General features: G+C 31.7%; 24 protein-coding genes. 13 read left to right on the forward strand and 11 right to left on the reverse strand.

Features of this window, described 5'->3' with window-relative positions; translation table 11 throughout:
* The 3 genes from Q0C16_RS04930 to Q0C16_RS04940 form a co-directional block, all read left to right on the forward strand.
* Nucleotides 1-2,020 (forward strand): ABC transporter substrate-binding protein (locus tag Q0C16_RS04930; protein WP_292320054.1); only part of this gene is annotated, 2,020 nt, incomplete at its 5' end.
* 182 nt (nt 2,021-2,202) lie between these two features.
* On the forward strand, nt 2,203-3,363 hold the full coding sequence (locus tag Q0C16_RS04935) for an amidohydrolase family protein (RefSeq protein WP_367117911.1): 1,161 nt from the start codon (nt 2,203-2,205) through the stop codon (nt 3,361-3,363).
* Between the two features lie 13 nt (nt 3,364-3,376).
* Nucleotides 3,377-4,477, forward strand: a complete 1,101-nt coding sequence (locus Q0C16_RS04940; protein ID WP_292320058.1) for an aminotransferase class III-fold pyridoxal phosphate-dependent enzyme — start codon at nt 3,377-3,379, stop codon at nt 4,475-4,477.
* 6 nt (nt 4,478-4,483) lie between these two features.
* Here the strand turns inward: Q0C16_RS04940 and Q0C16_RS04945 are convergent, their stop codons facing one another.
* Complete coding sequence (locus tag Q0C16_RS04945) at nt 4,484-5,863, reverse strand: APC family permease (RefSeq protein WP_292320059.1); 1,380 nt, start codon at nt 5,861-5,863, stop codon at nt 4,484-4,486.
* Nucleotides 5,864-6,581: 718 nt separating this feature from the next.
* Between Q0C16_RS04945 and Q0C16_RS04950 the strand changes: the two genes are divergently transcribed.
* Nucleotides 6,582-7,910, forward strand: a complete 1,329-nt coding sequence (locus tag Q0C16_RS04950; RefSeq protein ID WP_292320060.1) for an FAD-dependent oxidoreductase — start codon at nt 6,582-6,584, stop codon at nt 7,908-7,910.
* A gap of 44 nt (nt 7,911-7,954) precedes the next feature.
* Here the strand turns inward: Q0C16_RS04950 and Q0C16_RS04955 are convergent, their stop codons facing one another.
* Both Q0C16_RS04955 and trxA read right to left on the reverse strand, forming a co-directional pair.
* A complete protein-coding gene (locus Q0C16_RS04955; protein ID WP_292320061.1) occupies nt 7,955-8,602 on the reverse strand; it encodes a hypothetical protein in 648 nt (215 codons plus the stop codon).
* Nucleotides 8,578-9,000 carry a thioredoxin gene (trxA, locus tag Q0C16_RS04960; protein WP_292320064.1) on the reverse strand — a complete coding sequence of 141 codons (423 nt, stop codon included), beginning with the start codon at nt 8,998-9,000 and terminating at the stop codon, nt 8,578-8,580. Before trxA ends, Q0C16_RS04955 begins: the two co-directional genes overlap by 25 nt.
* Before the next feature lie 238 nt (nt 9,001-9,238).
* Between trxA and speD the strand changes: the two genes are divergently transcribed.
* Nucleotides 9,239-9,685: an adenosylmethionine decarboxylase gene (speD, locus tag Q0C16_RS04965; RefSeq protein WP_292320066.1), complete on the forward strand. Its 447-nt coding sequence runs from the start codon at nt 9,239-9,241 to the stop codon at nt 9,683-9,685.
* Nucleotides 9,686-9,687: 2 nt separating this feature from the next.
* Here the strand turns inward: speD and Q0C16_RS04970 are convergent, their stop codons facing one another.
* Nucleotides 9,688-10,887 (reverse strand): MFS transporter, encoded by a 1,200-nt coding sequence (locus tag Q0C16_RS04970; protein WP_292320067.1) that lies wholly within the window; start codon nt 10,885-10,887, stop codon nt 9,688-9,690.
* Nucleotides 10,888-11,014: 127 nt separating this feature from the next.
* Nucleotides 11,015-11,494: a molybdenum cofactor biosynthesis protein B gene (locus Q0C16_RS04975; RefSeq protein WP_292320069.1), complete on the reverse strand. Its 480-nt coding sequence runs from the start codon at nt 11,492-11,494 to the stop codon at nt 11,015-11,017.
* 73 nt (nt 11,495-11,567) lie between these two features.
* Between Q0C16_RS04975 and Q0C16_RS04980 the strand changes: the two genes are divergently transcribed.
* The 4 genes from Q0C16_RS04980 to Q0C16_RS04995 all read left to right on the forward strand — a co-directional run bounded on the left by Q0C16_RS04980 (nt 11,568) and on the right by Q0C16_RS04995 (nt 14,359).
* Nucleotides 11,568-12,395: an S-methyl-5'-thioadenosine phosphorylase gene (locus tag Q0C16_RS04980; RefSeq protein ID WP_292320072.1), complete on the forward strand. Its 828-nt coding sequence runs from the start codon at nt 11,568-11,570 to the stop codon at nt 12,393-12,395.
* Nucleotides 12,382-13,227, forward strand: a complete 846-nt coding sequence (locus Q0C16_RS04985) for a hypothetical protein (protein WP_292320073.1) — start codon at nt 12,382-12,384, stop codon at nt 13,225-13,227. The genes Q0C16_RS04980 and Q0C16_RS04985 overlap by 14 nt, the downstream gene beginning before the upstream one ends.
* Nucleotides 13,228-13,236: 9 nt before the next feature.
* Nucleotides 13,237-13,602 (forward strand): peptidyl-tRNA hydrolase Pth2, encoded by a 366-nt coding sequence (gene pth2, locus Q0C16_RS04990; protein ID WP_292320075.1) that lies wholly within the window; start codon nt 13,237-13,239, stop codon nt 13,600-13,602.
* A 79-nt stretch (nt 13,603-13,681) separates the two neighbouring features.
* Nucleotides 13,682-14,359 carry a phosphoribosyltransferase gene (locus tag Q0C16_RS04995; RefSeq protein WP_292320076.1) on the forward strand — a complete coding sequence of 226 codons (678 nt, stop codon included), beginning with the start codon at nt 13,682-13,684 and terminating at the stop codon, nt 14,357-14,359.
* Here Q0C16_RS04995 and pyk read toward each other — a convergent pair.
* The 3 genes from pyk to Q0C16_RS05010 are packed head-to-tail and all read right to left on the reverse strand — an operon-like array spanning nt 14,354 to nt 17,667.
* Nucleotides 14,354-15,730, reverse strand: coding sequence for a pyruvate kinase (gene pyk, locus Q0C16_RS05000; protein ID WP_292320078.1), 1,377 nt, complete (start codon nt 15,728-15,730; stop codon nt 14,354-14,356). The two genes, Q0C16_RS04995 and pyk, sit on opposite strands and share 6 nt — an antisense overlap.
* A 5-nt stretch (nt 15,731-15,735) precedes the next feature.
* Nucleotides 15,736-16,296: a nucleotidyltransferase gene (locus Q0C16_RS05005; RefSeq protein ID WP_292320080.1), complete on the reverse strand. Its 561-nt coding sequence runs from the start codon at nt 16,294-16,296 to the stop codon at nt 15,736-15,738.
* Nucleotides 16,297-16,347: 51 nt separating this feature from the next.
* Nucleotides 16,348-17,667, reverse strand: coding sequence for an ABC transporter substrate-binding protein (locus Q0C16_RS05010; protein ID WP_292320081.1), 1,320 nt, complete (start codon nt 17,665-17,667; stop codon nt 16,348-16,350).
* A 180-nt stretch (nt 17,668-17,847) separates the two neighbouring features.
* On the opposite strand from Q0C16_RS05010, the gene Q0C16_RS05015 reads away from it, so the two are divergent.
* Entirely contained in the window at nt 17,848-18,570 is a 723-nt protein-coding gene (locus Q0C16_RS05015) for an ABC transporter ATP-binding protein (protein ID WP_292320083.1), read from the forward strand.
* Nucleotides 18,557-19,255: an ABC transporter ATP-binding protein gene (locus Q0C16_RS05020; RefSeq protein WP_292320085.1), complete on the forward strand. Its 699-nt coding sequence runs from the start codon at nt 18,557-18,559 to the stop codon at nt 19,253-19,255. The genes Q0C16_RS05015 and Q0C16_RS05020 overlap by 14 nt, the downstream gene beginning before the upstream one ends.
* Nucleotides 19,256-19,258: 3 nt before the next feature.
* Here the strand turns inward: Q0C16_RS05020 and Q0C16_RS05025 are convergent, their stop codons facing one another.
* Both Q0C16_RS05025 and Q0C16_RS05030 read right to left on the reverse strand, forming a co-directional pair.
* On the reverse strand, nt 19,259-20,185 hold the full coding sequence (locus tag Q0C16_RS05025; RefSeq protein ID WP_292320087.1) for a branched-chain amino acid ABC transporter permease: 927 nt from the start codon (nt 20,183-20,185) through the stop codon (nt 19,259-19,261).
* Nucleotides 20,175-21,089: a branched-chain amino acid ABC transporter permease gene (locus Q0C16_RS05030; RefSeq protein WP_292320088.1), complete on the reverse strand. Its 915-nt coding sequence runs from the start codon at nt 21,087-21,089 to the stop codon at nt 20,175-20,177. The genes Q0C16_RS05025 and Q0C16_RS05030 overlap by 11 nt, the downstream gene beginning before the upstream one ends.
* 130 nt (nt 21,090-21,219) lie before the next feature.
* Here Q0C16_RS05030 and Q0C16_RS05035 point away from each other — a divergent pair, with 130 nt between their 5' ends.
* The gene (locus tag Q0C16_RS05035; protein ID WP_292320090.1) at nt 21,220-21,468 is read left to right on the forward strand and encodes a hypothetical protein; all 249 of its coding nucleotides are present in this window, start codon (nt 21,220-21,222) and stop codon (nt 21,466-21,468) included.
* Nucleotides 21,468-22,538, forward strand: coding sequence for a DHH family phosphoesterase (locus Q0C16_RS05040; RefSeq protein WP_292320092.1), 1,071 nt, complete (start codon nt 21,468-21,470; stop codon nt 22,536-22,538). The genes Q0C16_RS05035 and Q0C16_RS05040 overlap by 1 nt, the downstream gene beginning before the upstream one ends.
* On the opposite strand, the gene Q0C16_RS05045 is transcribed toward Q0C16_RS05040, so the two are convergent.
* The gene (locus tag Q0C16_RS05045; RefSeq protein WP_292320094.1) at nt 22,530-23,666 is read right to left on the reverse strand and encodes an NAD(P)/FAD-dependent oxidoreductase; all 1,137 of its coding nucleotides are present in this window, start codon (nt 23,664-23,666) and stop codon (nt 22,530-22,532) included. The genes Q0C16_RS05040 and Q0C16_RS05045 overlap by 9 nt on opposite strands.
* Nucleotides 23,667-23,822 lie beyond the last annotated feature (156 nt).

The following is a 23,822-nucleotide window of genomic DNA, read 5'->3' on the forward strand; positions in this document are numbered from 1 at the left end:
CGTATCATCAGGAAAAACATATAATTATACAACATATCAAACAGTTGCAGTATCATCATCCAGCTTACCATTTTCAATATATTCTGCAACATTAAAGGTACCTAATCCAGGTACAATAATAGTTGCAGAAAACGTACCTGGAGGACCATATAGCTTCGATCCTGATGTAGACTGGGAAACAGTTGGTTGGGAAGTTATTGCAAATGTATTTTCAACCTTAGTTATTTATAAAGGATCTAGTACTACCAGCTTCTTACCAATGGCTGCGGAATACATACCAACAGTTGGTAATTGGTCTCAAAGAGATACTTATGGGGGTATTTCTCCTAATTATACTGTTTATACATTTAAAATAAGGCCTGATTTAAAAGCAGCAAATGGAGATCCTATAACAGCATATGATGCTTGGTATAGTATAGTTAGAGGTATGCTTTGTGCTGGGGGAGTTCCCTCAACAGGTGGATGGTTAATAACTCAATATCTAATACCTAACTATACTCCATACACATCTGTTATCAAATCACCTAATGATACCTTAGCAGCAAAAGAAATTATAAGTGCGGTAACTTATGATAATGCAACTGACACAATTACATTCCATTTAGTTCAGCCAGTCACACCTACACTTTTCTTCATGGCACTATCTCATACCTTAGGTGGTGGAGCAGTTTTAGATGCAAAATGGCTAGAAAGCGTTGGTGATGGTATAAATCTGACAGGTTTATATAACAATAATCTCACTCAATTAGCAGAATCTTTCTATTCTTATGAACAAACTTGTAATGCGGGTAATTATAATTTACAAGTACAGGATAATCCAATGTCAACAGGTCCATACATGATATCATCTTATACCCCAGGTCAAAGCGTTGTATTAAAGCCAAACCCATATTGGCCTAATAATATAACATACATACCAAAACCAAATGATACTATAATAATATATTGGGTTAAGGATCCAAATACTGCATATGAAATGTTCTCATCCGGACAAGCAGATATAGTAACATTTTTACCATCAAACTACATGCCTTCAATAGAAAAGCTTGAATCCGAAGGGCAAGCATCCTTATACGAATTTCCAAGTCTAAACGAATATATTTTTGCTTTTACTTCAAATATAAGCACCAGTATTTTATCTTCTTTAAACCCATCTTATAGTATACCATCATACTATTTTGCAAACCCATTAGTTAGAAAAGCATTTGCTTATGCATTTAATTATTCAGAATATATAAATGATATACTAGGTAATGCAAAATATCACTTTAATTTTGGGAGTCCATATTGTGGTGCAATAGTTTATGGTTTACCTTATTATATTCCACCATCAGAATTAACAGGCTGCCCAACATTTAATTTAACTTATGCAAAGCAATTAATGGAAGAATCAGGTTTCTATAACATAACAGTTAACTTCCCAATAATAGTATCAAGCGGTGATACTGTTGATTTCACAGCAGCAGAAATGTGGGCACAGGCATTACATGAAATGGATCCATACATAACTGCAACACCTTTGTATATGCCAGGGCCTACGATAGGCGCTTATGGTGTTCCAGGGCAAAATCCAATGCCTATTTATAATGATGCATGGTATGCTGATTATCCTCTTGCAAACGACTTTACTGATGCCCTATATTTAGAGACAGGAGTTTACCCAGCACCTAATGGATGGAACGTTTCTTATTTTGAGAATTTGAGTAAATACTTTGCTTCACAAGGTAATTTGCAATTGGCACAAATATTTGCTAATGAGTCACAACAATATAACAAAATGGATAACTTAATATTAAAAGCAGATAAAGAAGCTTTTATAGGAAATGTAACTGCAGCCCAAGAATACTATAAAGAGGCTGAACAAATAGCTATAAATCTTTATCTCTACGTCTATACTTATCAACCAACTTTAATATGGATTATAAAGCCATATATGCATGGATTTAATAATCAAATAAGTTATGAAGAAAATCCCATAGATGGGGGAGACTCTGTTTTCTATTGGTGGATTAAAGGTTAATTTTTTAGTTAATACTGGTTGCTATTTAAAACATAATTTTTATTTATCTGTTAGGTTTGAAAATTGTTGGTTATACTTTTCCGATAGAAAAATATTTTTGGCTAAAATTAAATAGTGAGTTATAGAGGGTGAAAAAAGTGGGCTCGATTATTCTGAAAGGAAAGCTATTTACTGGCTATGATATGGTAGAAAATGGAGAAATAAAAATAACTGGGAGTATGATAGAAAAAGTTGGTGAGAAAGGCTCCATCGAGATAAAAAAAGATGACAAGGTCTTTGATTTCAGTGGTTTAACTATAATGCCAGGTTTAATAGATGCACACCTTCATTTTTTTGGTGGTACTTCTCATGATTTGATGGATTGGGTTACAGTAAATCCTCAGACCGCTATGCTTAGATCTACATTGGATGCTTTCAGGTTATTAAGCTCTGGATTCACAACTGTTAGGTCGTTGGGAGATAAAACGTCAATAGCTCTTTCTAGGGCATTCAAAAATGGAGAGCTTTTAGGCCCTAGAGTTTTCTCGGCTTCATATTCAATTGCTCAAACAGGTGGGGATGATGATCCAAGAATATTACCAATAGATATCGCAAATAGGCTTTCATATTCTTATTACTGCGATTCTCCATGGGAGTGTAGGAAGGCTGTAAGATTATGTATAAGAGACGGTGCTGATGTAATAAAAGTATATGCATCTGGAAGTTTTGCAGGAGGAGGTAAAATAAAAAGAGAATTAACTGTTGAAGAATTATCGGCTATTGTTGATGAATCTCATGAAGCAGGACTTAAAGTTGCAGCCCATGCTTATGGAGAAGAAGCCATAAGTAACGTAATAAAGGCAGGTGTTGATTCTATTGAACATGGTCTCGGTCTCACTGAAAAACTTGCGGAAGAAATTAAGGAAAAGAATATGTGTTATGTACCCACTTTAACAGCTTATGCATTGTCTAAAAATAAAGGTAGTGAAGAGAGAAAGAAGCTTATAGAAAGGCACTTTAATGAAGATATGGAGATTGCTAAAGAAAAGAAATTAAATATTGTTGCTGGAACAGATCTTGTTGGTATTTCTGAAGAACCTCATGGATTAAATTATTTAGAGATAGTCCATTTGTCAAAATATATAGGTAACTTAGATGCTCTAAAAGCTGCAACTGTAAATGCAGCAACTTGCTTAGGGATAAATGCTGGCATATTAAAGGAAAACTATATAGCTGATATAATAGCCATCAAAGGTAATCCATTAAATGATGTAAATGAATTGGAACCAAATCATGTTGACTTTGTTATGATAAATGGTAAGATTGCCAAATTAAATGGCATTTTAATGCCTTTTGGTGTTTAAAAAGGGAAAATAAATGAATAGACTTAAAGCAAAGGCTATTTCGAGATTTAAATTAAAAATAAATGGAAGAGAGGTAGTTGATTTTTCAGGGTCTGCAGCAATAACCGGATATTTTTTTGGTAATGAAAATATTGGAGGAGTTAGTTCTAATATATTTGAAACAGATGAATCGTTTGAGCTAAGAAAAAAGTTATCAATAATAACACAAAAAAAGAATGTATTTTTAACATCTTCTGCAACAGAAGCATGTGATATTGCATTAGCAAGTGAAAAAAAGAGTGCAATAATTTCCTTTGAGGGGGCTTATCATGGTTTAACATATTTAACCAGAAAGGTTTCATTTGAAAAAGGTATCGATTTAGAAAACAAGATAGTTCACCTACCTTTTCCAATTAAGGATAGTACGGATGAGATTGAAACTATAAGTTCTGTAATAGAAAAATCATCGAAGCTTTTAAATCTTGATCAAGGAGCTTTAATTTTCGAACCTATTCAAGTTCACGCTGGTGTAAGACCTATAAGAAAAAATTTGGTTTCTTTTATAAAGGAATTAAAAAGCAGATATAATCTAACATTGATAGCAGATGAGGCATATACTGGCTATGGAAGAACTGGATATTTTGTTTATTCAAGAGAATTGGGCATTGAACCAGATGTTATAGTATTTGGTAAAGGTATAGCTGGAGAAATACCTTTAGGTGCTATATGTACAAATAGAGATGATCTATCAGAAACAGGGGTTTTAGGCACATTATCAGGAAATGCTAAGGCATCCAGTATAGCTCTGAAACTTTTAGATTTAATAGATGAACAAATGTTAAATAGGGTTTTAACACTTTCTGAGAAAATTAAGAAGTTATTTTCTCCTCTACCCAATTATTTTAAGGAAATAAGAGGTTCAGGTTTTGTCTTAGGTATTGAATTTGATGAAAGATCCATAAAGAATGGCTTCAATCAAATATTCAGAGAAGAGTTGATTAGACAGGGGGTTGTTTGTAACTTAGTAGGAGAGGGAAAGGTTCTTAAAATAACACCTCCTGTTTTAATCGATGATGATGATTTTGAATTCGGTACGAGAGCTATAGAAAAAACTATTTTAAAATTTAACAAATAGAAATAATCAAATTTTTTTCTTAAATATGTAAATAGAGTATATTATTGAAGCTATTACCCATATTATGATAAATGGTATGGTGTAAATAAGTGGTGATCCAATGCCTAAGAAGGAATAATACCATGCAATTATAGAAAGTATGGTGCCAATAGTTGGAACTATTAAATGTTTTAATATAGATAAATCTTTTAATTTTTTTGTTAAAAATGCGAGCGATTGATTTACTATAGCATGGTATCCAAGATTCATAACCGTCATTATTAAAGCCCAAAACACTACTGTGTAAAAGAAACCTTGCAAAACACCATAATAATAAACCATTATTACTTGAGTAATTAATGAAGCTGAAAGTGCTACTAAAAACACCACAATACTAGCATTTGATGGAGAACCGTATTTTTCATGAACTTTGTAGAGAAATTTCGGTAAAATTCCGTCTCTAGACAAAGAAAATAATACTCTTTCGGCAGCATTTCCAAATACTAATGGAGATGTTATTTGTCCAAATAGAGCAATTATTAAGACAGCAAGTGCTATATAGATGCCAAGATATTTTGATGTTACAACGAGGGCAGGTGCAAATGAACTTGCCAAATTACTTAAATCTGATGGAGGAACACCAATTGTAATCGCGTACATTACTAATGTTTCAAATACTGCTAATGATATAAGTGAAACTAATATAGCTTTCTTAATAGTTTCTTTGGGTAATTTTGCTTCTTCTCCGAAATGAACAACTGAAGAATATCCTATATATGCAGTGTATGGACCTACAATAGTTCCAAGGAAAAAGCCTGAAAGACCACTTGGGGAAAGCTTTATATTAAATACTTGTATCGTGTTATAAGGTGATTTAAATATAACATATAATGAAACTGCCAATATAGCTATAATTTGAACTATACCTGATGCAACAGCAAAATCTCTTGATAAGTGAATTCCAAGGTAACTTACTACAAAAACAAATACTATAACTGCAAGACTTGCTAAAAATGGGATATAATATGGCAAAGTCACATTAAAAAGAGAACTTGCAGTAACTGGTATTAGCCATCCAAAAACTGTTGCTGATATAATAACTGGACATAATTGGCCTAAAAATTGAATTAAACCAGTTGTAGAGGAGATTGGTGATTTTCCAAATGCACTCTCAACAAATTTATAAAATCCGCCTGCGCTAGCGATTTTTGTAGAGAAAATATAAACTGCAACAACGTTTGTTAGCATCATTAATGTACCAATAATAAAAGTGAGAGGAGCTGTTATTCCTGCATAAGTTAATGAAGTTGTTGAGCTAACAATATATATACTTCCAGGAAAGATAGCCGCTATACTTAAAAACACAAGTCCTAAAAAACCTAAAGATTCTCTTTTAAGTTGTGCCATGCTAATTCCACCCACAAATTAAACACTAATCGAAAACAAGCTAAAATTTTTTTCTCTAAAAATTTTAAATCAAAACAAAAGCGATTAAGGAAGGCATTATATGTGTGAGGTAATACACACGGAATTAAATTTAGATGATTATAAAAAGAAAATGTGTAATTTTATCTGGATTTATAATTTAGATATAGCTCAGTTGCCTTTAATAGAGAAGACATGAAATTGGATAAACTATGCTACCATTTGGGCTGGAATCGACCTCCTCCGATCCGTAAAGAGCAAGAATTCCCTTAGGGGTTTACAGGCTTATGGTTTACTGCCTTCATCTTCATGACTTCATAGCTAGTGAGTGTATGATATAAAACCCCGCTCTATTAGTCCAGCTGTAATCACTGGCTGGGTCTTCAGCCTATCATCCCTCATCACCGAGATTTAACCTGTGTTCCCAGTTCTAGGGACTCAGGTATATTTATCTGTGCGGAGACACGGACCATGTTTAATAGCCCATTATGGGCTTACTCATGCTCTCTATTGTTTCCACAATAGTTTAAAGCATTTAATAACTTAAAATATTACCTAACCTTAAAAGGGCAAGGCTTGCCTTTCGTTTATCAATTTACATATTATTAAATATTATTAGAAAGGATAATAAAAATTGTTTGAAACTTTATTAATATTATGCTTTATTTTTCTCCTTCTTTAATTAATTTTGGGATGAGGTATGAAACAAGAAACGCTAATAATAATTGGAGGAGGAGACGCAGGGATGACTACAGCATCATGGGCTAGAAGAAGAAAACCTTCTATGAATATCAAAGTTTTTGAGAAAACAAACCTAATAAGTCATGCGCCGTGTGGATTGCCATATTATATTGAAGGGTTATTTGATGATGAGAGTTTACTAGCAGCATACAAAGCAGAGGAATTTGAAAAGGAAAGGAACGTGAATGTAAAGATTAACCATGAGGTAACTGATATAGATTTTGATAATAGAATAATTTATACTGTAAACGAGGGTAAGGTTTACAAATATGAATATGATTACTTGGTATTAGCAACTGGTTCAAAGCCTAAAAAAATTAATTATGATAATGAATCTAGGATTTTCTATGTACATCACCCTGCGTTCGCAAGAGATGTTAGAGATAAAATAATGAAATTAAACAAAATAGCTATAATAGGTGGAGGTATTTTAGGAATAGAGATGGCGGAAGCATTAGCAAAAAATAAAAAACAAGTTATATTAATTCATAAGCATTCATACTTATTAAATAAAATACTTGATGAAGATATGGCGTATTACATTAACAATATGGTTTCTAAAGATCTATTAGTAAAGCTAAATGAAGAAACCTTAGAAATAAATGAAGGAGGAAGAATAGTTATAACTAATAAAAACAGATACGAAGTCGATGGAACAATAGTAGCAATAGGAGTAATGCCCAACACAGGATTAGTCAAGGAAAACAATTTTATTGGAGAAACAAAAGCCATAAAGACCGATGAATATATGAGGACCTATATGAAAGATGTATATGCAGTTGGAGATGTAGCTGAATCAAAAAACATTATAACAGGAAAACCTGATTGGCAACCATTTGCGCCTGTTGCAGGCAAAATGGGTTTTACTGCAGGCAATCATATAGGAGGCGTATATTATAAGTTTCCAGGTCTTGTTGGAACTGCCATAACAAAATATAATGATTATTTTATTGCAAAAACAGGATTAACTGAAAGTGAAGCTATAAAAAATGGTTTTAAGACAATGTCAACTATAGTAAGATCTAAAACAAGAGCTAGATATTATCCTGGAGGGAAAGACATTATCATAAAGCTAATTGCAGATGAAGTATCACAAAAAATTATAGGGGCTCAAATAATAGGTGGTGAAGAGGTTTTAGGCAGAATTGATATGATAGCCTTAGCTATAATGAAATCAAACACCTTATATGATTTATTTTATTTAGAACATGCGTATATGCCTGCAATATCAAGAAGTTGGGACCCGGTAATACTGGCTGCGAGATCATTGATGACTGGTTTCAAATAATTATGGTATTATTTAATTTTTTACGACAAAAATAAGACTTTAAATTAGAAATCCTCTTGTCTATTATTTCCTTTAACTATGTCGGCAAATATTTGGCCTATTTCCCATAGTTTAACTGTATCGTGTTCATTGGGTCTTGGCCGAGATGATAAGTATACTCCATATGGTTCATAGAAATTCTTCTTTGGCATGCCATAGGGTGAAAATACAATAAATTCTTCAGTGTTTCTTAATACATTTAATAGCATTCTATCTATGTAATTATATATATCGCATACTCTATCATTAATTCTTTCCAAAGCTGTGATTCCGGCAATTATTGGCCCTTCATTTAAGTTTTCTAGTATTTCATTCATGACGCCATCTATTTCTTCTTGATAAGGAACATTTTGATCCAATTTAATATTAAAAATACCGTAAGTTGGATTCATAATAGGTATATTAATTAATATTGGATTTATTAGCTTTACTAAAGACAAATCAGAAATATTACTATCAAATTTGTTTGAATCGACTTTTTTTAAACTAAGTATTGAAAGCCAAGACGATATAGGACTTTGGGGCGGATTGTTTTCAACTACACCTCTAAATGAATTATCTAATAAATACAATAAAGTTTTTGGTCTGCACTTCATAAATTCTCCATAACTTAATGCATCAATACCAATCAATACAACTTTGCTTGCAACCATTTTATTCTCTCCTCAAGAACCTCGTAAGGAACAACTCCTATTATTCTATCAACAGCTTCTCCATTAAAGAATAACATGGTTGTCGGTAGGCTCATTATATAATATTTGCTAGCTGTTACTGGAGACTCGTCTGCATTTACTTTTGCGAATCTAATATCAGTATACTTTGTAGATAAATCTTCAAGCATAGGAGAAAGTATATGGCATGGCGCACACCAAGGAGCCCAAAAATCAACGACAACTGCTTTATTTTTTGATATGAATTCTTCAAAATTACTGTCATTCAATTCTACAGGTTCTGTTACAATTTCTTCATTTTTTTTAGACGACTCTTTAATTATTTCTATTGCTTTTCTTGATAATATTTCCTTTAATTCTGGATCGTCTATATCTGGCATACCAGATCGCCTTAAATTTTATGTTGGATAAAAATGTTTAAAAGGATTACTATAAATTTTAATTAATTTATATTTTTAGTTTTAATAGTTTTATTATTTTGATGCCTTTTACCAAAAAATTTTAGTAATACAGAATATTATAACAATTAAGAGATCTGTTAATAGAATAAATTAGTGTAAAGCACGAATAGCTTAATAAGGCTCTTTTTTGCAAGTTACAATAGAAAAATAGGAGGGCATGAACTTAGAAGTGAATGAAGAGTCACGTAGTGGTGTGGACTTCATTGTTGGAAAGCACGTTTACGGTAGTTTATATGGATTAAAACCTGAAATAGCTGATGATGAAGAGTTAATAAGGCAAACAGTTCTTGATGCAGTTAAAGCTGCAAACGCTACTCTAATTCAGTTAATGAGCTGGAAAATACCAGGAATTAAAGGTGGAGTATCAGTTATGGCACTTGTTAATGAGAGCCATATAGTTGTTCACACGTGGAAAGAATACAGATATGCAACTGTAGACGTTTATACTTGTGGGAACCATACAAACCCTGAGAAAGCATATAAATTGATAGTAGAGAGGCTAAAGCCAGAATATTATTCATATAATTATGCTGATAGAACACAATTTCCTACATCAAGTCCAGTAAAAAAAGAAGAATTACGTTTTGAAGCAATTACTAGTTAAGATTAATTTAGAATTAATTTGTTTTTATTATCAATTTCTTTGAAGAATAAATAATAAAGAATGGGGTCAAGGAAAGAAATTATGGATGCAGCGAAAAAAGCAATAAAGTACATACCGATTTGAAATAATATTGATCCAATTGTGGTGGCAGCGCCATATGGTAACCTCCTGGCTATACCTGTTATGCTGCTACCTCTAGATCTTTCTTCTGGAGAATACAATTCCATGCTGACATTTTGCCTTATTGGCAAAGCGGCCTGATAAAATGCTGTTCTTAAAATATAGATTCCCGCATCAATAACTATTGAATGGATTAATGGTATTAAGAACAAAGGCAAAGATCCTACAGATCTTAAAATTAAAATGCTTTTTATGTAGCCAAAAATATGCTGTAGTTTATTTGATAATAAGAGGGCTATAGAAGTAGCCATATATGAAAGGTCATAGATTATTGATATTTCATAATCATTAGCTCCTATATGCTTAAAATATAAAGGCAATAAAGGCAATACTATACCAAGACCCAAACTTCCAAATAAGCCGGCTATTGCTACTTTGCTTATGTTTTTAGCAGATTTTTTTGGCATGAAATCTGCTTTGTAGTTAAATTTATCTGGTTTCTCGGATATAAAGAACAATAATATTATTGAAAACAAAGATAATGCAATAGCAATATCGAATAAATAATAATAGTAATTTTTTGGGAATGCTTTTATAATGTAACTGGATAAAAAACTTCCTGACATTGCCATTATAATAGCTATCATAGTTAAATATGAATAAATTTTCGTTCTTTCTTCTTTATTGGTTCTACTAGCAACCATAGCTGTTTGTAATGGAGCTACCGGTCCTCCCCCTGCTCCACCACCCATAGGGCTAAGTGAAAGCCCGAACATTGAAGATAAAAAGGCAATTATAATATTATGAGAAATGATTAGAATAATGTAAGCTATAGCAGGAAGAAAGGACATAATTATTAAGGTCTTTTTTCTGCTGTATAAATCTCCTAAATAACCGCTAATTAAAACAAGTATACTGCTACTTATAGTTGCTGCTAATGCGTAAAAACCGACAAGTGTTGTCGAAAAACCAATAAATTTCAAATATAAAGGTAATAAAAAAGCTATATAACCAAAGCTAAAACTCCTTATTGATCTAACTAAAGCTAACAAATATATGTCTTTCATATATCTATTTTGCATTTTTATTCACATTACGATTTGTATTAAGGATTAATAAGAATTTTTGAAAACAGATGTTTGCATTTTTTATTAAAAATTAATAGTATTATTTGCAAAAATAATTATTCAATGCCAAAATTTTATTTTTCTATGTATTGTGTGGAATTCCGTTAAGTTGTTCCACTATATGATTTGCTATAGGCAACAAAATTTCTAAAGATATTTTAACTGCAGATGGATTGCCTGGGCTTATAGCCACTAAGCTTTTGTTTACAATGAATGCATTAGCCCTACTTAATATAGCTCTATACCCAATTTCGTTTATACTTTTTGATCTATGAAGTTCTCCAAAACCAGGTAAAACATCTCTAGCTAATTGTTTTACAGTATCGACCGTTATATCTTTGGGAGATATGCCTGTTCCTCCAGTCATTAGTATTATATCAGAAAACTTTATAGCATTATTTAATGATTTTAATATTTCTTCTTCATCATTTCTAACTATTGTTTTAAATTTAAGATCATGACCACTTTCTCTAATTATCTTCTCAACAATAGGCGTTATTTCATCTTTTTTCTTCCCATAATAAACGCTATCACTAGTTATTATTAAAGCAAATCTTACCATAATTCTCACCACATCAACTAGATTTATACAAAAATTAAAACCTATTCCTGTATTAATAATATGGCGATATATGATGACGGTTCAACTTTCAATTCCAAAAGATGTTAAGGCTCATGTAGCAATAATTGGTGGATCAGGATTATATCAAGCAGATATAATTGAGGATGCTAAAGAAGTAAAAGTATATACACCATATGGAGAGCCAAGCGATAATATAACAATAGGGTATATAAAAGGTGTTAGTGTTGCGTTTTTACCGAGACATGGAAAAGGTCATAGATTTCCACCACATATGGTTAATTATAGAGCTAACATATGGGCTCTAAAATCAATAGGTGCAAAATATGTAATTAGTGTTTCAGCTGTTGGAAGCTTAAATGAAAATATGAAGCCAGGTGATTTTGTAATTCCGAATCAATTTATTGATATGACGAAGTTAAGGAAATATACATTTTTTGATGGTCCTATAACAGTGCATGTAAGTATGGCTGATCCGTTTTGTGATGATCTAAGTAAAAAAATTTTTGAATCATCTAAATCTCTAAATTATAGATCACATTTAGGCGGAACATATATATGTATAGAAGGTCCAAGATTCTCAACAAGAGCTGAAAGCAGAGTTTGGAAGGAAGTATTTAAGGCAGATATAATAGGCATGACGCTTGTCCCAGAAATAAACCTTGCTTGTGAAGCACAAATGTGTTATTCAACATTAGCTATGGTTACAGATTATGATGTATGGGCTGAAAAACCTGTTACAGCGGCTGAAGTTGAAAAAGTTATGACACAAAATATTGAAGGTGCCAGAAAAATACTTTACGATGTTGTGCCAAAATTAAAAGAAGATCCAGATGAAAATCATTGTAGCTGCTGTAAGGCGTTAGAACATGCAATACAATGATTTAAAAAGGGATCTAGGAAAGGCTATAGAAGTTGCAAAATCCTTGAAAAAACCTAGTATAAATGATAATATACTAATTATATCTGATTATATGTCTAGATCCGCAGGGAAAATTTTGTATATCAGCTTGTTATCTTCTGGTAAAAAAGCTACATTATTAACTCCTACAGAATCTGTTGAATATTCTTTACCTTATTATGAGCATTTTAATAGTGTAATAGTGTTTTCATCTAATTCAAAGGATTCTAGGTCTGTGCATGCAGCTGAGGTTTCAAGGTTAATGAATTTAGAAGTTAATTTTATTTCTCCAAAGATGGAAGATACTTTAGAGGAAAGACTTGAATATCTTAATGTTAATAGAATACTAGTCAATTCAAAAACGCCTGTGATTGTAAATAGTATAGCTTCATTGTTATGGATTCCTGAAGATTTAGGAGATAGATATGAGAGAATTAAAAGGGAAATTGATGATTTGGAAAATTCTTATGATTGGCTTATTAATAAATATGGCTCTTCTATTGAAAAAATGAAAAATTTGAATGAAGAATTTGTTATGTTTTACACTCCATCAACAGAGGCAGGAGCAATTTATTGTTATAATATTATTCAAAACTGTATTTTTATTTTACCTATAGAGTTATTAAGCAATAAGATAAAATATAGGAAATACTTGTTAACATCAAGTGTGGATTCCTCAGACTTTAAAGACCTTATATTAATGCTAAAAATGGGTTATTTAGATAACGAGGTTATAGAATTTAACACTGACCCTATTACGGCAGGACTATATTCGATGCTACTTATATCTTTAATCTCTAATAAACTAATTTAGGTGTAAAAATTGGGTTACAAACAATCAATAGTTTTAAGGAAGGATTTAAAAATGGGCCATGGTAAGGCAGCTGCTCAAGCATCTCATGCAAGCTGTGATGCTGTTTTTCAAGTTTTGGAATCTAATAGAAGAGATTGGAAGGAATGGCTTGATTTATGGAAAAAAGGAGGTCAAATGAAGGTAGTATTAAGGGTTAATACAAGAGAAGAAATAGAAGAAATCTATAGACAAGCCTTGGAATTAGGCTTACCTTGCTCTATAATTAGCGATGCAGGCAGAACCCAACTTCCTCCTGGCACTATTACGGCTGTATGCATAGGACCAGCTCCAGAAGAAATTGTAGATAAAATAACTGGTAAGTTAAAATTATATTAAAAAATATAGTTATAATTTATTAAATTTAGAAAACAACAGACTTTTAATGTTTGACGTATAAATTTATTGGGGATAATAATTGCCTAAAGTACCAGTCAAATTAGTCGGTTGGTCTGAAATAGTGGATTGGACTTTCAACCTAAGCAAAATTATTGAAGGTTCAGGCTATAAACCAGATATTGTGGTAGCTGTTGCAAGAGGCGGTTATGTTCCCGCTAGATTATTATGTGATTTTCTAGGTATAAGTGATCTTTTGAGTGTGCAAAGTCAACACTGGGTTGAGGCAGCTAAAGTTACTCAGAAGGCTATATTAAGGCATCCATTCAAAATTGATGCTGAAGACAAAAATATCTTAATAGTTGATGATATAGTTGATACCGGTGAAACCCTTAAGCTTGCAAAGGATTTTATTAAAGAGAGTTGGAATCCCAAGGATGCAAGGACTGCGTCTCTTCAATGGATAAGCACTGTTGCAAAGTATAAACCAGACTATTATTTAATTGAGGTTAAGGATTGGTCTTGGTTCCAATATCCATGGACAAGATTGGAAGATGTTATGGAATTCATCGAAAGAATATTTAAAGAAGATGTAAGAGCAAAAAATGGATTAAATTACGAGGAGCTTAAAAAAATATTTTCAGAATGGTATGGCATAAGTAACGAAGATTTGGGATATTATTGGGACCTAGCGTTTGAAAGGCTATTATCTAAAAAAATAATTGTTAAGAATGAAGATAAATATTACTATGGATTATAATAATTGCTTAACTTTTACTATAAATGAATTTTGGTCAATGCTTCTAGCAGCTTCTATAACTGTATCTCCTGTCCCTATAATGCCTTCTTTTTTCAAATAATTTTCAGTTAAATTTAATCCTTCTTCTTCATTGTTTGATAATCCAACTATTATAGGCTTAACTCCCCAGAATATGTTTAGTTTTTTTGCTATAGATTCTGAAGGTGCTCCAGTATAAATTGGTTTTGAAGGTCTAAAACCAGATATTAATCTTGACATGTCTATTGTTGTTGCGTATGATAAAATTTCAGCTCCTATATCGTTTGCTAAATCAACAACTCCTTTAGCAATTTTTGCTTCTGATATATCTGATATATCTATCTTATTTGGTATAATATGCTTCTGTGCTTCTTGTATAACCCTGCTTAGCCATATTATAACTTGAACTGGATATTTTCCTATAGAAGTCTCTGAAGTTACCAGAAATCCATCTACTCCTTCCTCAAGTGCTTTGTAAACGTCAGATATTTCCCCTCTAGATGGAACAGGTCTTTCAACCATACTCATAAATATTTCTGTGGCTAATATAACAGGTTTTAGCTTTTTTCTTGCACTTTCTATTATCCTTTTTTGAATCATAGGTAATAATTCTAATGGAAAATGCATTCCTAAATCTCCTCTAGCAACAACTATACCATCCGCTGATTCACTTATTTCATCAATGTTTTTTACTCCACTTGGTGTTTCGATTTTTGCTAATAATCCAATATTATCAGCACCTTGTTTTTTAAGAGTTTCTCGTATGATATCAATATGTTTAGAATTTCTTACGAAACTTACCATAACATAATCAAAATCTTTAGATGCAATAAATTTCATATCATTTACGTCTTTGTCTGTTATAGGTGGCATATCAAATTCTTTGCCAGCAATTACGACACCTTTTCTTGGCTCAAGAACATCTCCTTCTATAACTCTAACTTCAGCTGAATCCTTTTCAACTGTTTCTATCTCAACAGATACTTTTCCATCATCTATTAGTACTTTGTCTCCTTGCTCGATAGATGAAAAGAAGACTTTATTGTCTATGGGAATTCCATCAACTTTTGAATTTTCATATTTTAATACTAAGTTTTGTCCCTGTTGTACTTTTATTGGATCAAAATTTCCTAACCTTACTCTGGGTCCTTCTAAATCTGCAATTTTAGTTACTGTTATGCCAAGTTCATTGGATGCTTTATTAATCAAATTTATAAAATCTTCCCATTGTTTTTGGTCGCCATGGCTCATATTTATTCTGAAAGCATCAGTTCCAGTTGCAATCATTTTTCTTATTACATTGTAATCATAGTTTGACGGGCCTACAGTAGCAATTATTTTAAGTAATCTCATATTTTTCACCTCAAATATCCTATTTCTTTAAGCCTCCTTATTATTGTACTTTCTTCTCCTAATTCTCTAGCAGCTTCCACTATTTTATTTTCATCTATTTTGATTTTGTTTCTTTTTAAAATAACTAATATTTCTTTTAGTTTTAGCATATCTTCTTCTTTACCTGAATAAGATTTTAAGACTAGATATTGTTCAATATTTATTGCTCTAATTCTTAGTCCATTTATATCGATTCTTTGAGCATTTTTTATAAAAGATTCTGGTATATAAAAGTCATATAAATTGTCATAAAGGTCTAAATTGACTTCTTCGTTATTTATGATGGCTGTTATTCTTGGTGTGTTTAGCCAAGTATGTCCATATAACCAATTATTTCTTTCTACGATCTCTTCGTAGAAATTTTCATTTTCTAATATACTTGGAGACTCCACGAAGATATCAATATCTTCTCCAACATCCTCGCTCTTTGTATTTAATAAAATCACAGTATCTCCTATTATTGTAAACTTAATTCCTTCATCTAATAACTTTCTTATTATTTCAATAAACGCTTTTAATGAAACCAAATACCATCCCGAATATAAAAAAAGGATTTAAGAATATAAAAAATGTATATTTTACGGAGCGGGTGCAGGATAAACTGCTTTTCCAGTAGCTTCATTAGGTGGCCATAATAATACAACTTTTGCCGTGCCATTCGGATATACCCATACTTGTGATGGTAATGGGTTTTCTCCTACCTGCATGCCAAATTGTGTTACATTGAAAAGTCCATCTATTGTAGTTATTTTTCCACTAATATCGTTTAGCACAGCAGCCTTTATTGCTGTTTGGTTTAATGTACCTGCATCTTGTATTGCTAATCCTATGATTAATCCAGCGTTAAACCCTGCTATTGATAAGAAGTTAGGTGGAGTACCTGGATAAGTACTATTCCATAATTCTTCAAATTCAGTTAAGTTAGGTCCATAGTTTGGTGTGTAACTTACCAAAGGAGGATAAGCTAATGTAAAGGTACCGTTCATGTTTTTACCAACTGAGCTCAAGAAAATAGGCAAAAGTTGTCCTGGGAAATTGGTTAAAACCATTGGGAAATAAGTGCCTGACTCTGCAACTTGATTTAGGAAGGGAATATCATCAGTTGGATAACCAAGTTCAATAACTGCTTGAGGATTAGCAGCCTTTATAGTTGCTATATATGTTGAAAAGTCAGAAGTGGAGGTGGGAAAACTTTCATTTACTACTGCTGTAATTCCATATTGCTTGAAGAATGTGCCTAAGAAATAATCCTGATATGCATTAAAATCATTAGAGGCATATATAACTGCAACTTTTGTTATGTTTAATGAGTGCAAGAAAGGCGCTACATAAGTTACAAAGTAAGGTGATACAGGCAATGATGTTAAAATTATATATGGATTATTTATAAAGAATGCATAAGAAGATCCTGTTACATCCCATAGCAGTATATGGCTAGCATTTGCATATGAAACTGCAGGTGCAGTTAAAACTGAACCGAAATCGGCAACTAACACATTTACATGATTTACTGTAACAAGTTGTTGATAAAGCGATTGAGCTGTTGATGGGTTGCTTTGATCGTCATATGCTACAATTTTAACCGGAATTTTCTTACCATATTGTTTAACATATATTCCACCACTTTGATTTATCCATTTAGCCCATAGCTGTAGGCCTTCATATTCTGGCATAGATGATGTTGCGAAGCTTCCCGATGAAGCATATAATGTACCAATCAAAATATATGGCGGAGCTGCTACTGTTGAAGTAGTTGTTGAACTTGTTGTTGTAGTAGAAGTAGTTTTCTTAGTCATATAATAATATGCTAATCCACCTGCAATAACAACAACTATTATTATAACTACTATTGCAACTATGACTCCTGTAGAAACAGACCTATACCTAGTTTTATTCAAAATAACATACACCTCTCTTTACTAAATTTTAATTATAATGCTAAGTATAAAAACTTTTTCACATAATATAATATAAATAACTTTAATATGCATGATCATAGAAGCTATTTTATAATACTGAAATACATAAACAATTAAATACTTTTCCAGATACAATAAAAATTCAGAAAGTGAAGAAGAATGCTAGAGATAGTATCTTTAACAAAAACTTTTGGAAAATTAAGAGCTGTAGATAATTTTAGCATGGAAGTAGAAAAAGGTGAAGTAAAAGCTCTTATAGGCCCTAATGGTGCAGGAAAGACGACTGTTGTGAATCTAGTTACAGGAGTTTTATCTCCAGATAGTGGGAGAATTAGACTTGATAATCATTGTTTGTTAAAACTTCCACCTCATAAAAGGATTAAAACAGGAATATCAAGAACTTATCAAATACCAAGACCTTATCCAAATTTAACAGTTTTAGAAAATGTTTTGGTAAGTTCATATTTCGGAGCAGGATTGAAGGGAGAAGAAGCCATTTCTAATGCTATCGAAAGTTTAAAATTCGTTGGTATTTATAATATGGCAGAAAAAAAAGCAAAAGAATTGAACTCAGAACAGCAAAAACTTTTAGATTTTGCAAGAGCATTATCTGTAAAACCTAAATACATTATGATCGATGAAATAGGTGCAGGCTTAGGTATTTCGGAGCAAGAGGAAATAGCGTCTAAAATAAGAGAGCTTGGAAGGAAAGGTTATGGAGTAATCTATATAGGGCATTTAATGAAAATGGTAAAAGCTGTTTCTGATACAGTAGTCGTTATGAATGAAGGCAAAAAATTATTTGAAGGAACATATGAAGAAGCGGTTAATAATGAAGAAGTAATAAAAATCTATTTAGGTGAAAGATATGCTAAAAGTTGAGCATATCTATTCAGGATACGGAGATTTAAAGATCATCAAAGACGTCACATTTGATGTAAATAATAATGAATCCGTTTTAATACTAGGCTTAAATGGCGCTGGTAAAACGACATTGTTAAAATCAATAGCAGGTTTTGTAAAAATATTCTCTGGAAAAATATTATTTGATAATAAAGATATAACTGATCTTGATGCTTATAGAAGAGCAAAGTCTGGTATAACAATGATTATGGAGCAGGCAATTTTTCCAGATCTTACAGTAAAAGAAAATATGGAGATAGCTTATTCAAAAAATACAAAGTCTAATTTTAATAAAGAGCTAGAAGATGTTTTAAAGAGCTTTCCCGAATTGAAGGCCTTTCTTAATATAAAGGCCCAAGCATTATCTGGCGGTCAAAGGAAGATGCTATCTATGGCAATGGCATTGTTGGCCAGGCCTAAACTTTTAATATTGGATGAGCCATCATCAGGTCTTTCTCCATTAATGGTATCCAGAATTGTAAAATATGCAGGCTTATTAAAAGAAAAAGGTATTACTATGTTAATAGCTGAGCAAAACCCATCATTTATAGAGATAGCTGATAGGGTAATTGTGTTGGAGTCGGGAATAATAAAACTAATGGGTACAACTTCAGAAATCGCAAACAATAATGAAGTTAAAAAGACATTCTTCCAAGTTGCATAAAAATTAAGGCATTGACCTTTTAAAGAATTTTTTAATTATTTGGGCTATACCTCCAGGTAAAAATAATATTAGTAAAATTAACAATATTCCGAAGAATAGCTGAACATAATATGTATATGATATATTAAAATATTGATATATGCTGTATAAAATTACAGTTCCTATTATAGGGCCAATTATTGTTCCTAAACCACCGAAGAGAACAAAAGCAATTATATAAACACCTAGAGTTAGTGCAAAAACAGTTTCAGGATAGAAAAATGAGGAATACCAGCCATATAAAGCACCAGCTACGCTAGCTATCATTGCGCTTATTATCCAAGCAGTACCTCTTGTTATAGGTACATTAACTCCATCTAAATAGGCAGATATAACGCTGTCTCTTATAGCTCTTAGAGATAATCCAAATCTGCTTGATTTAATCCAAGATGTTAGTAATATAACAAATACTAAGAAAACTGTAGCTATAATATATGTTAAATTGGGATTGTATATGGTTACTAAAGAGGCTCCTAAGGCACCATTGGTAAATTTAGAGAGATCAGGAGATTGAACTAAATAATATATACCTTCAAAAGCAGCAAGAGTAGCTATAGCAAAATAATGTGATTTTAATCTAAACAAAGGTAGCAATACTAATGCAAGAACTAAGTCCAATATGAAGCCAAAAACAAAAGCTTCAATTGGCATTAACCCTAATCTTATTCCAATATATACTCCATAAGCTCCCATACCGAAGAATACCATGTATCCAAATGGTAAATATCCTGTTAATCCATATATTATATTTAATCCCAGAGCTACAGTAGTTAAAATAATAATATTGAAAAAGAAAGCTTCGTTAGAGTATATTTTTGGGCCTATAAAAGCTACCAAAATCATTATAATCGATATTATAATCGCAGCAAGATAGTTTTTATCAAACTTCACGTTGAACGCCTCCAAGAATTCCTCCAGGCTTAATGACTATAATTGCAAGTAAAGCTAAAAATGTAATAGCTAAACTGAGCCCAGATAAGTAGACTTGTAGTAGTTGATAAAAAATTCCAAATACTATACCTCCTATTATTGTGCTTAATGGATTACCTAGAGCTCCTATTATTACTATTGTGAAAGCTAATATTGTAATGAAGTCTCCCATACTAGGGTATATTGTTCCTAGAATATATGGTCCTATTACTCCGGCCATTCCTGCAACTCCAAATCCATAAGCAAAAGTTATTAGTGTTACCCATTTAGGATTTATTCCAAAGCTTATTGCTTGCTCTTGATTCTGCATAAGTGCCTTTGTGGCTTTTCCTAGCATTGTTTTGTTTAAGTAAAAATAAGTTATAATAAGAATTATTGCTGATAGTAATGTTATAGCTAAATAAACGTTTGGTGTTTTAAATCCGAATAAGTTAAATGCTCCCCCTAATAGAGCGCTAGTAGGTATTGCATGGTAATAGTTTCCGAACACCATAAATGAGATTGCTTCTATAGCTAATGATAAACCAAAAAATGCTGTAAAAGAATTCATTTCAGGGTCGCTACTAGACTTAAGTTTTGGTACAAATGCTAGATATATTAAAACACCTAATAAGAAAAAAACTGGGAACGCAATTATAAAGCTTATTCCTTCTTTTATACTATAATATATTAATAAATAATATGCCAAATAGGATCCCAACATTACGATATCTCCATGAGACAGATTTATCATCCTCACTACTCCAAATACCAAATTAAGACCTAAAGCCATAAATGCGTAATAGACTCCAACTAGTAAACCTATTACTATGGCGTACGGGAGTAAAGTAATTGCGATCAAATTGGACACACCTTTGTGCATCATAATTTATATACAAATAAAGGATTTAAAACTTTTTAATTAGTATGTTAATAAACTCATAAGCTTTTAATACTCTAACTTTAATATTTTTAAAAAATTTTTAATCTGTGGAGAAGTGTAAAAGTGAAAAATCATGAGGGCTCATGACGCATTAAGAAAAGCATTTATTAAATTTAATGTACCGGCAGATCCATATAGTTTAATGGAGCTTGAAAGCTTTGTTATATCGAGCAGAAATAAAGGTAAGAATAGTTCAAATTACATATCGTTAGTTTCGAATTTGGAGACAATGTTAGTTAGACAGGAAATAGAAAACGCAAGTCAAATTTCTAAAAAAATCGCTGATTTTGTTTTAGACTTATGTAAGGATGGGTGCAGTTAATGCAACTAGAAGAAAAACCTTTAATGAGGCTAATTTCTCATAGTAATCCTATTATTTTACACCATTGGGATGCTGATGGAGTAATTTCTGCATCAACTCTTGCGAGCTATATTGGTCAAGGAATAGAATTTGAATCTCCTCCTTTTAGATACGTTTTTAGTAGAGAATACCTTGAAATATTGGCAAGTAGAGCTGAAAACCATGATGTAGTAGTTGTATTAGATCTTAATTTATCTTCTAAAGTATTAATGGAAATTAGCTCAAAGACTAATAGGCCAGTAATTTCCATTGATCATCATACTACAAATGACATACCAAGATCTTTAGCTGTAATATATTATAATCCAGCTAAAGATGGAGATCCAGAGGGCCTATGGCCAAGCGCTGCTCATGTAATAGCTCTTTTAACTGGTAGCTATGATCCATTGCTTATTTCGGCAAGTATTGTTGGGGATTTAGATAAGGAAGCAAAAAATAATAGAATATATAAGAAATATATGGAAGAAATAGGTTTAGATCCAGAAAAAGATTATGATATACCAAAAAATTGTGCTATGCAAGTTTGGGGGGCCGAAGCATTAGGAAAAATAGATATAATAAAGAATTTACCTATATCCTTAGCATATGGTGGCATAGATCCATGTGTAGCATTAATGAGTAATCCCATTCTAACAACGCTAAGGGAAGAAGCGGAAGAAGAACTTGATAATTTGATTAAGAGGGCCGATAACAAGTTAGAAGAAGTATCAAAGGGTTTCTATGCATCATTAATAGATGGCAATGGAAGGTTGATAAGCAAAATTTCTCGCGCTCTTGCTTCAAAATATCCTGATAGAATAGTTATGATTGGCTACTTAGCTCATAGCACCAATGATGCATCTATTTATATAAGAACTAAAAGAAATGATATAGATTTTTCTAAAATCTCCATTAAATTAAGATCCTTAGGATATCAAGTTGGTGGGAAATCACAGTTAAATAACAATGTAATAGGCATAGAAATTACAGCTGAAAAATTAAATGATGCATATAATAATATTTTAAACTTGATTAAACAAGAACTATATTAAATCTTTTAATATGCCAATTCCCAATTTAAATAGGGATATTGGGTAACTTGATGTAAAGCCCAATAAGAATTTATATGAATTCTTATCTTTTAAAGAATTCCTAATCAAATCAATATGGAAATCGTAATCTATTTTTCGATTCATTGATTCTAAGAGATTTGATTTTTTAGAAATTTCAATAATTTCCTCAATTATCGTAGGATTTTTATGAAGTATCATAGATAAGTTATTAGTTTTTTTAAGCATGCTTAAAACAAAGCTTATAGAAGATTCTATAGAGTCAAGTATGTTATATCCTTTTTTGATTAGACTATAAGAAAAATATGCAGCTAATGAATTTGGAAATAAGCCTCCTCCTGTTAAAGGTTTAGTTAGTCCTATAGTATCTCCTATAGCTATTATATTTCCATTCCTTATGTTTGCCTTTTTGATACCAGAAATTATTAAACCTCCATATGTATGGCAAGGATTTGATTTAATATTGAAAGATTTAATAGCGTTATTTTGAGCATTCATTAGCATTTGAGGATTTTCTGCTCCAGTTCCAATAATTATTTTATCCCTTAAAGGGACATACCATGAGAAAAAATTGTTAGATGTTTTGTTATCAAATCTAACTTCAAAAAGATCTTCATCGTTATTAATGCAGAATTCCTGATTAATCCCATATATTGTCCTACCTTGAAATCCAAGACCATATTTTTTATGTATGAACCCATTTATACCATCAGATAACAATATTGCATCATAATTTTTATTTAGTATTTTATTGTAGTTTATTTCTTTTATTTTTTTATTTAAAAAGGCATTACCACCTCTATTAATAAACAGGTTTAATAAATCATTTTCTAATTTAACTCTATCAAGCTTTATTATATCATCTTTTGTATATATTTCTACAGAATTATAAAAACTTGTAATTTTTAATTTTGTATACTTTTTTATAATATTATTTTTAGAAACTTCACCAATAAGTTTTGAGGTTAAGCTAGAGATTATTCCTGTACAATGCTCGGGTATCCCAACTTTGCTATGTTCTTCATATAAGTCAACATCTATGTTTGCATCCAATAAATAATTAGAAAATATTAGACCTGAAAATCCAGCGCCTACTATAGCGACTTTCAATCTATTCATCCTTCATATTTTTCATTTTTAAAAGTGTTTTATAGGCTAATAAGCATTAGTTAAAAGATTTTAAGAAACAGAACTCATATTAAAAGCGAGTTACATATTAAAAATAGGGCCGGGGTGGCCGAGCGGTCTAAGGCGGCGGGCTCGAGA

The organism is Caldisphaera sp. (genome assembly GCF_023256325.1).
In the GTDB taxonomy this organism is placed as follows: domain Archaea; phylum Thermoproteota; class Thermoprotei_A; order Sulfolobales; family Acidilobaceae; genus Caldisphaera.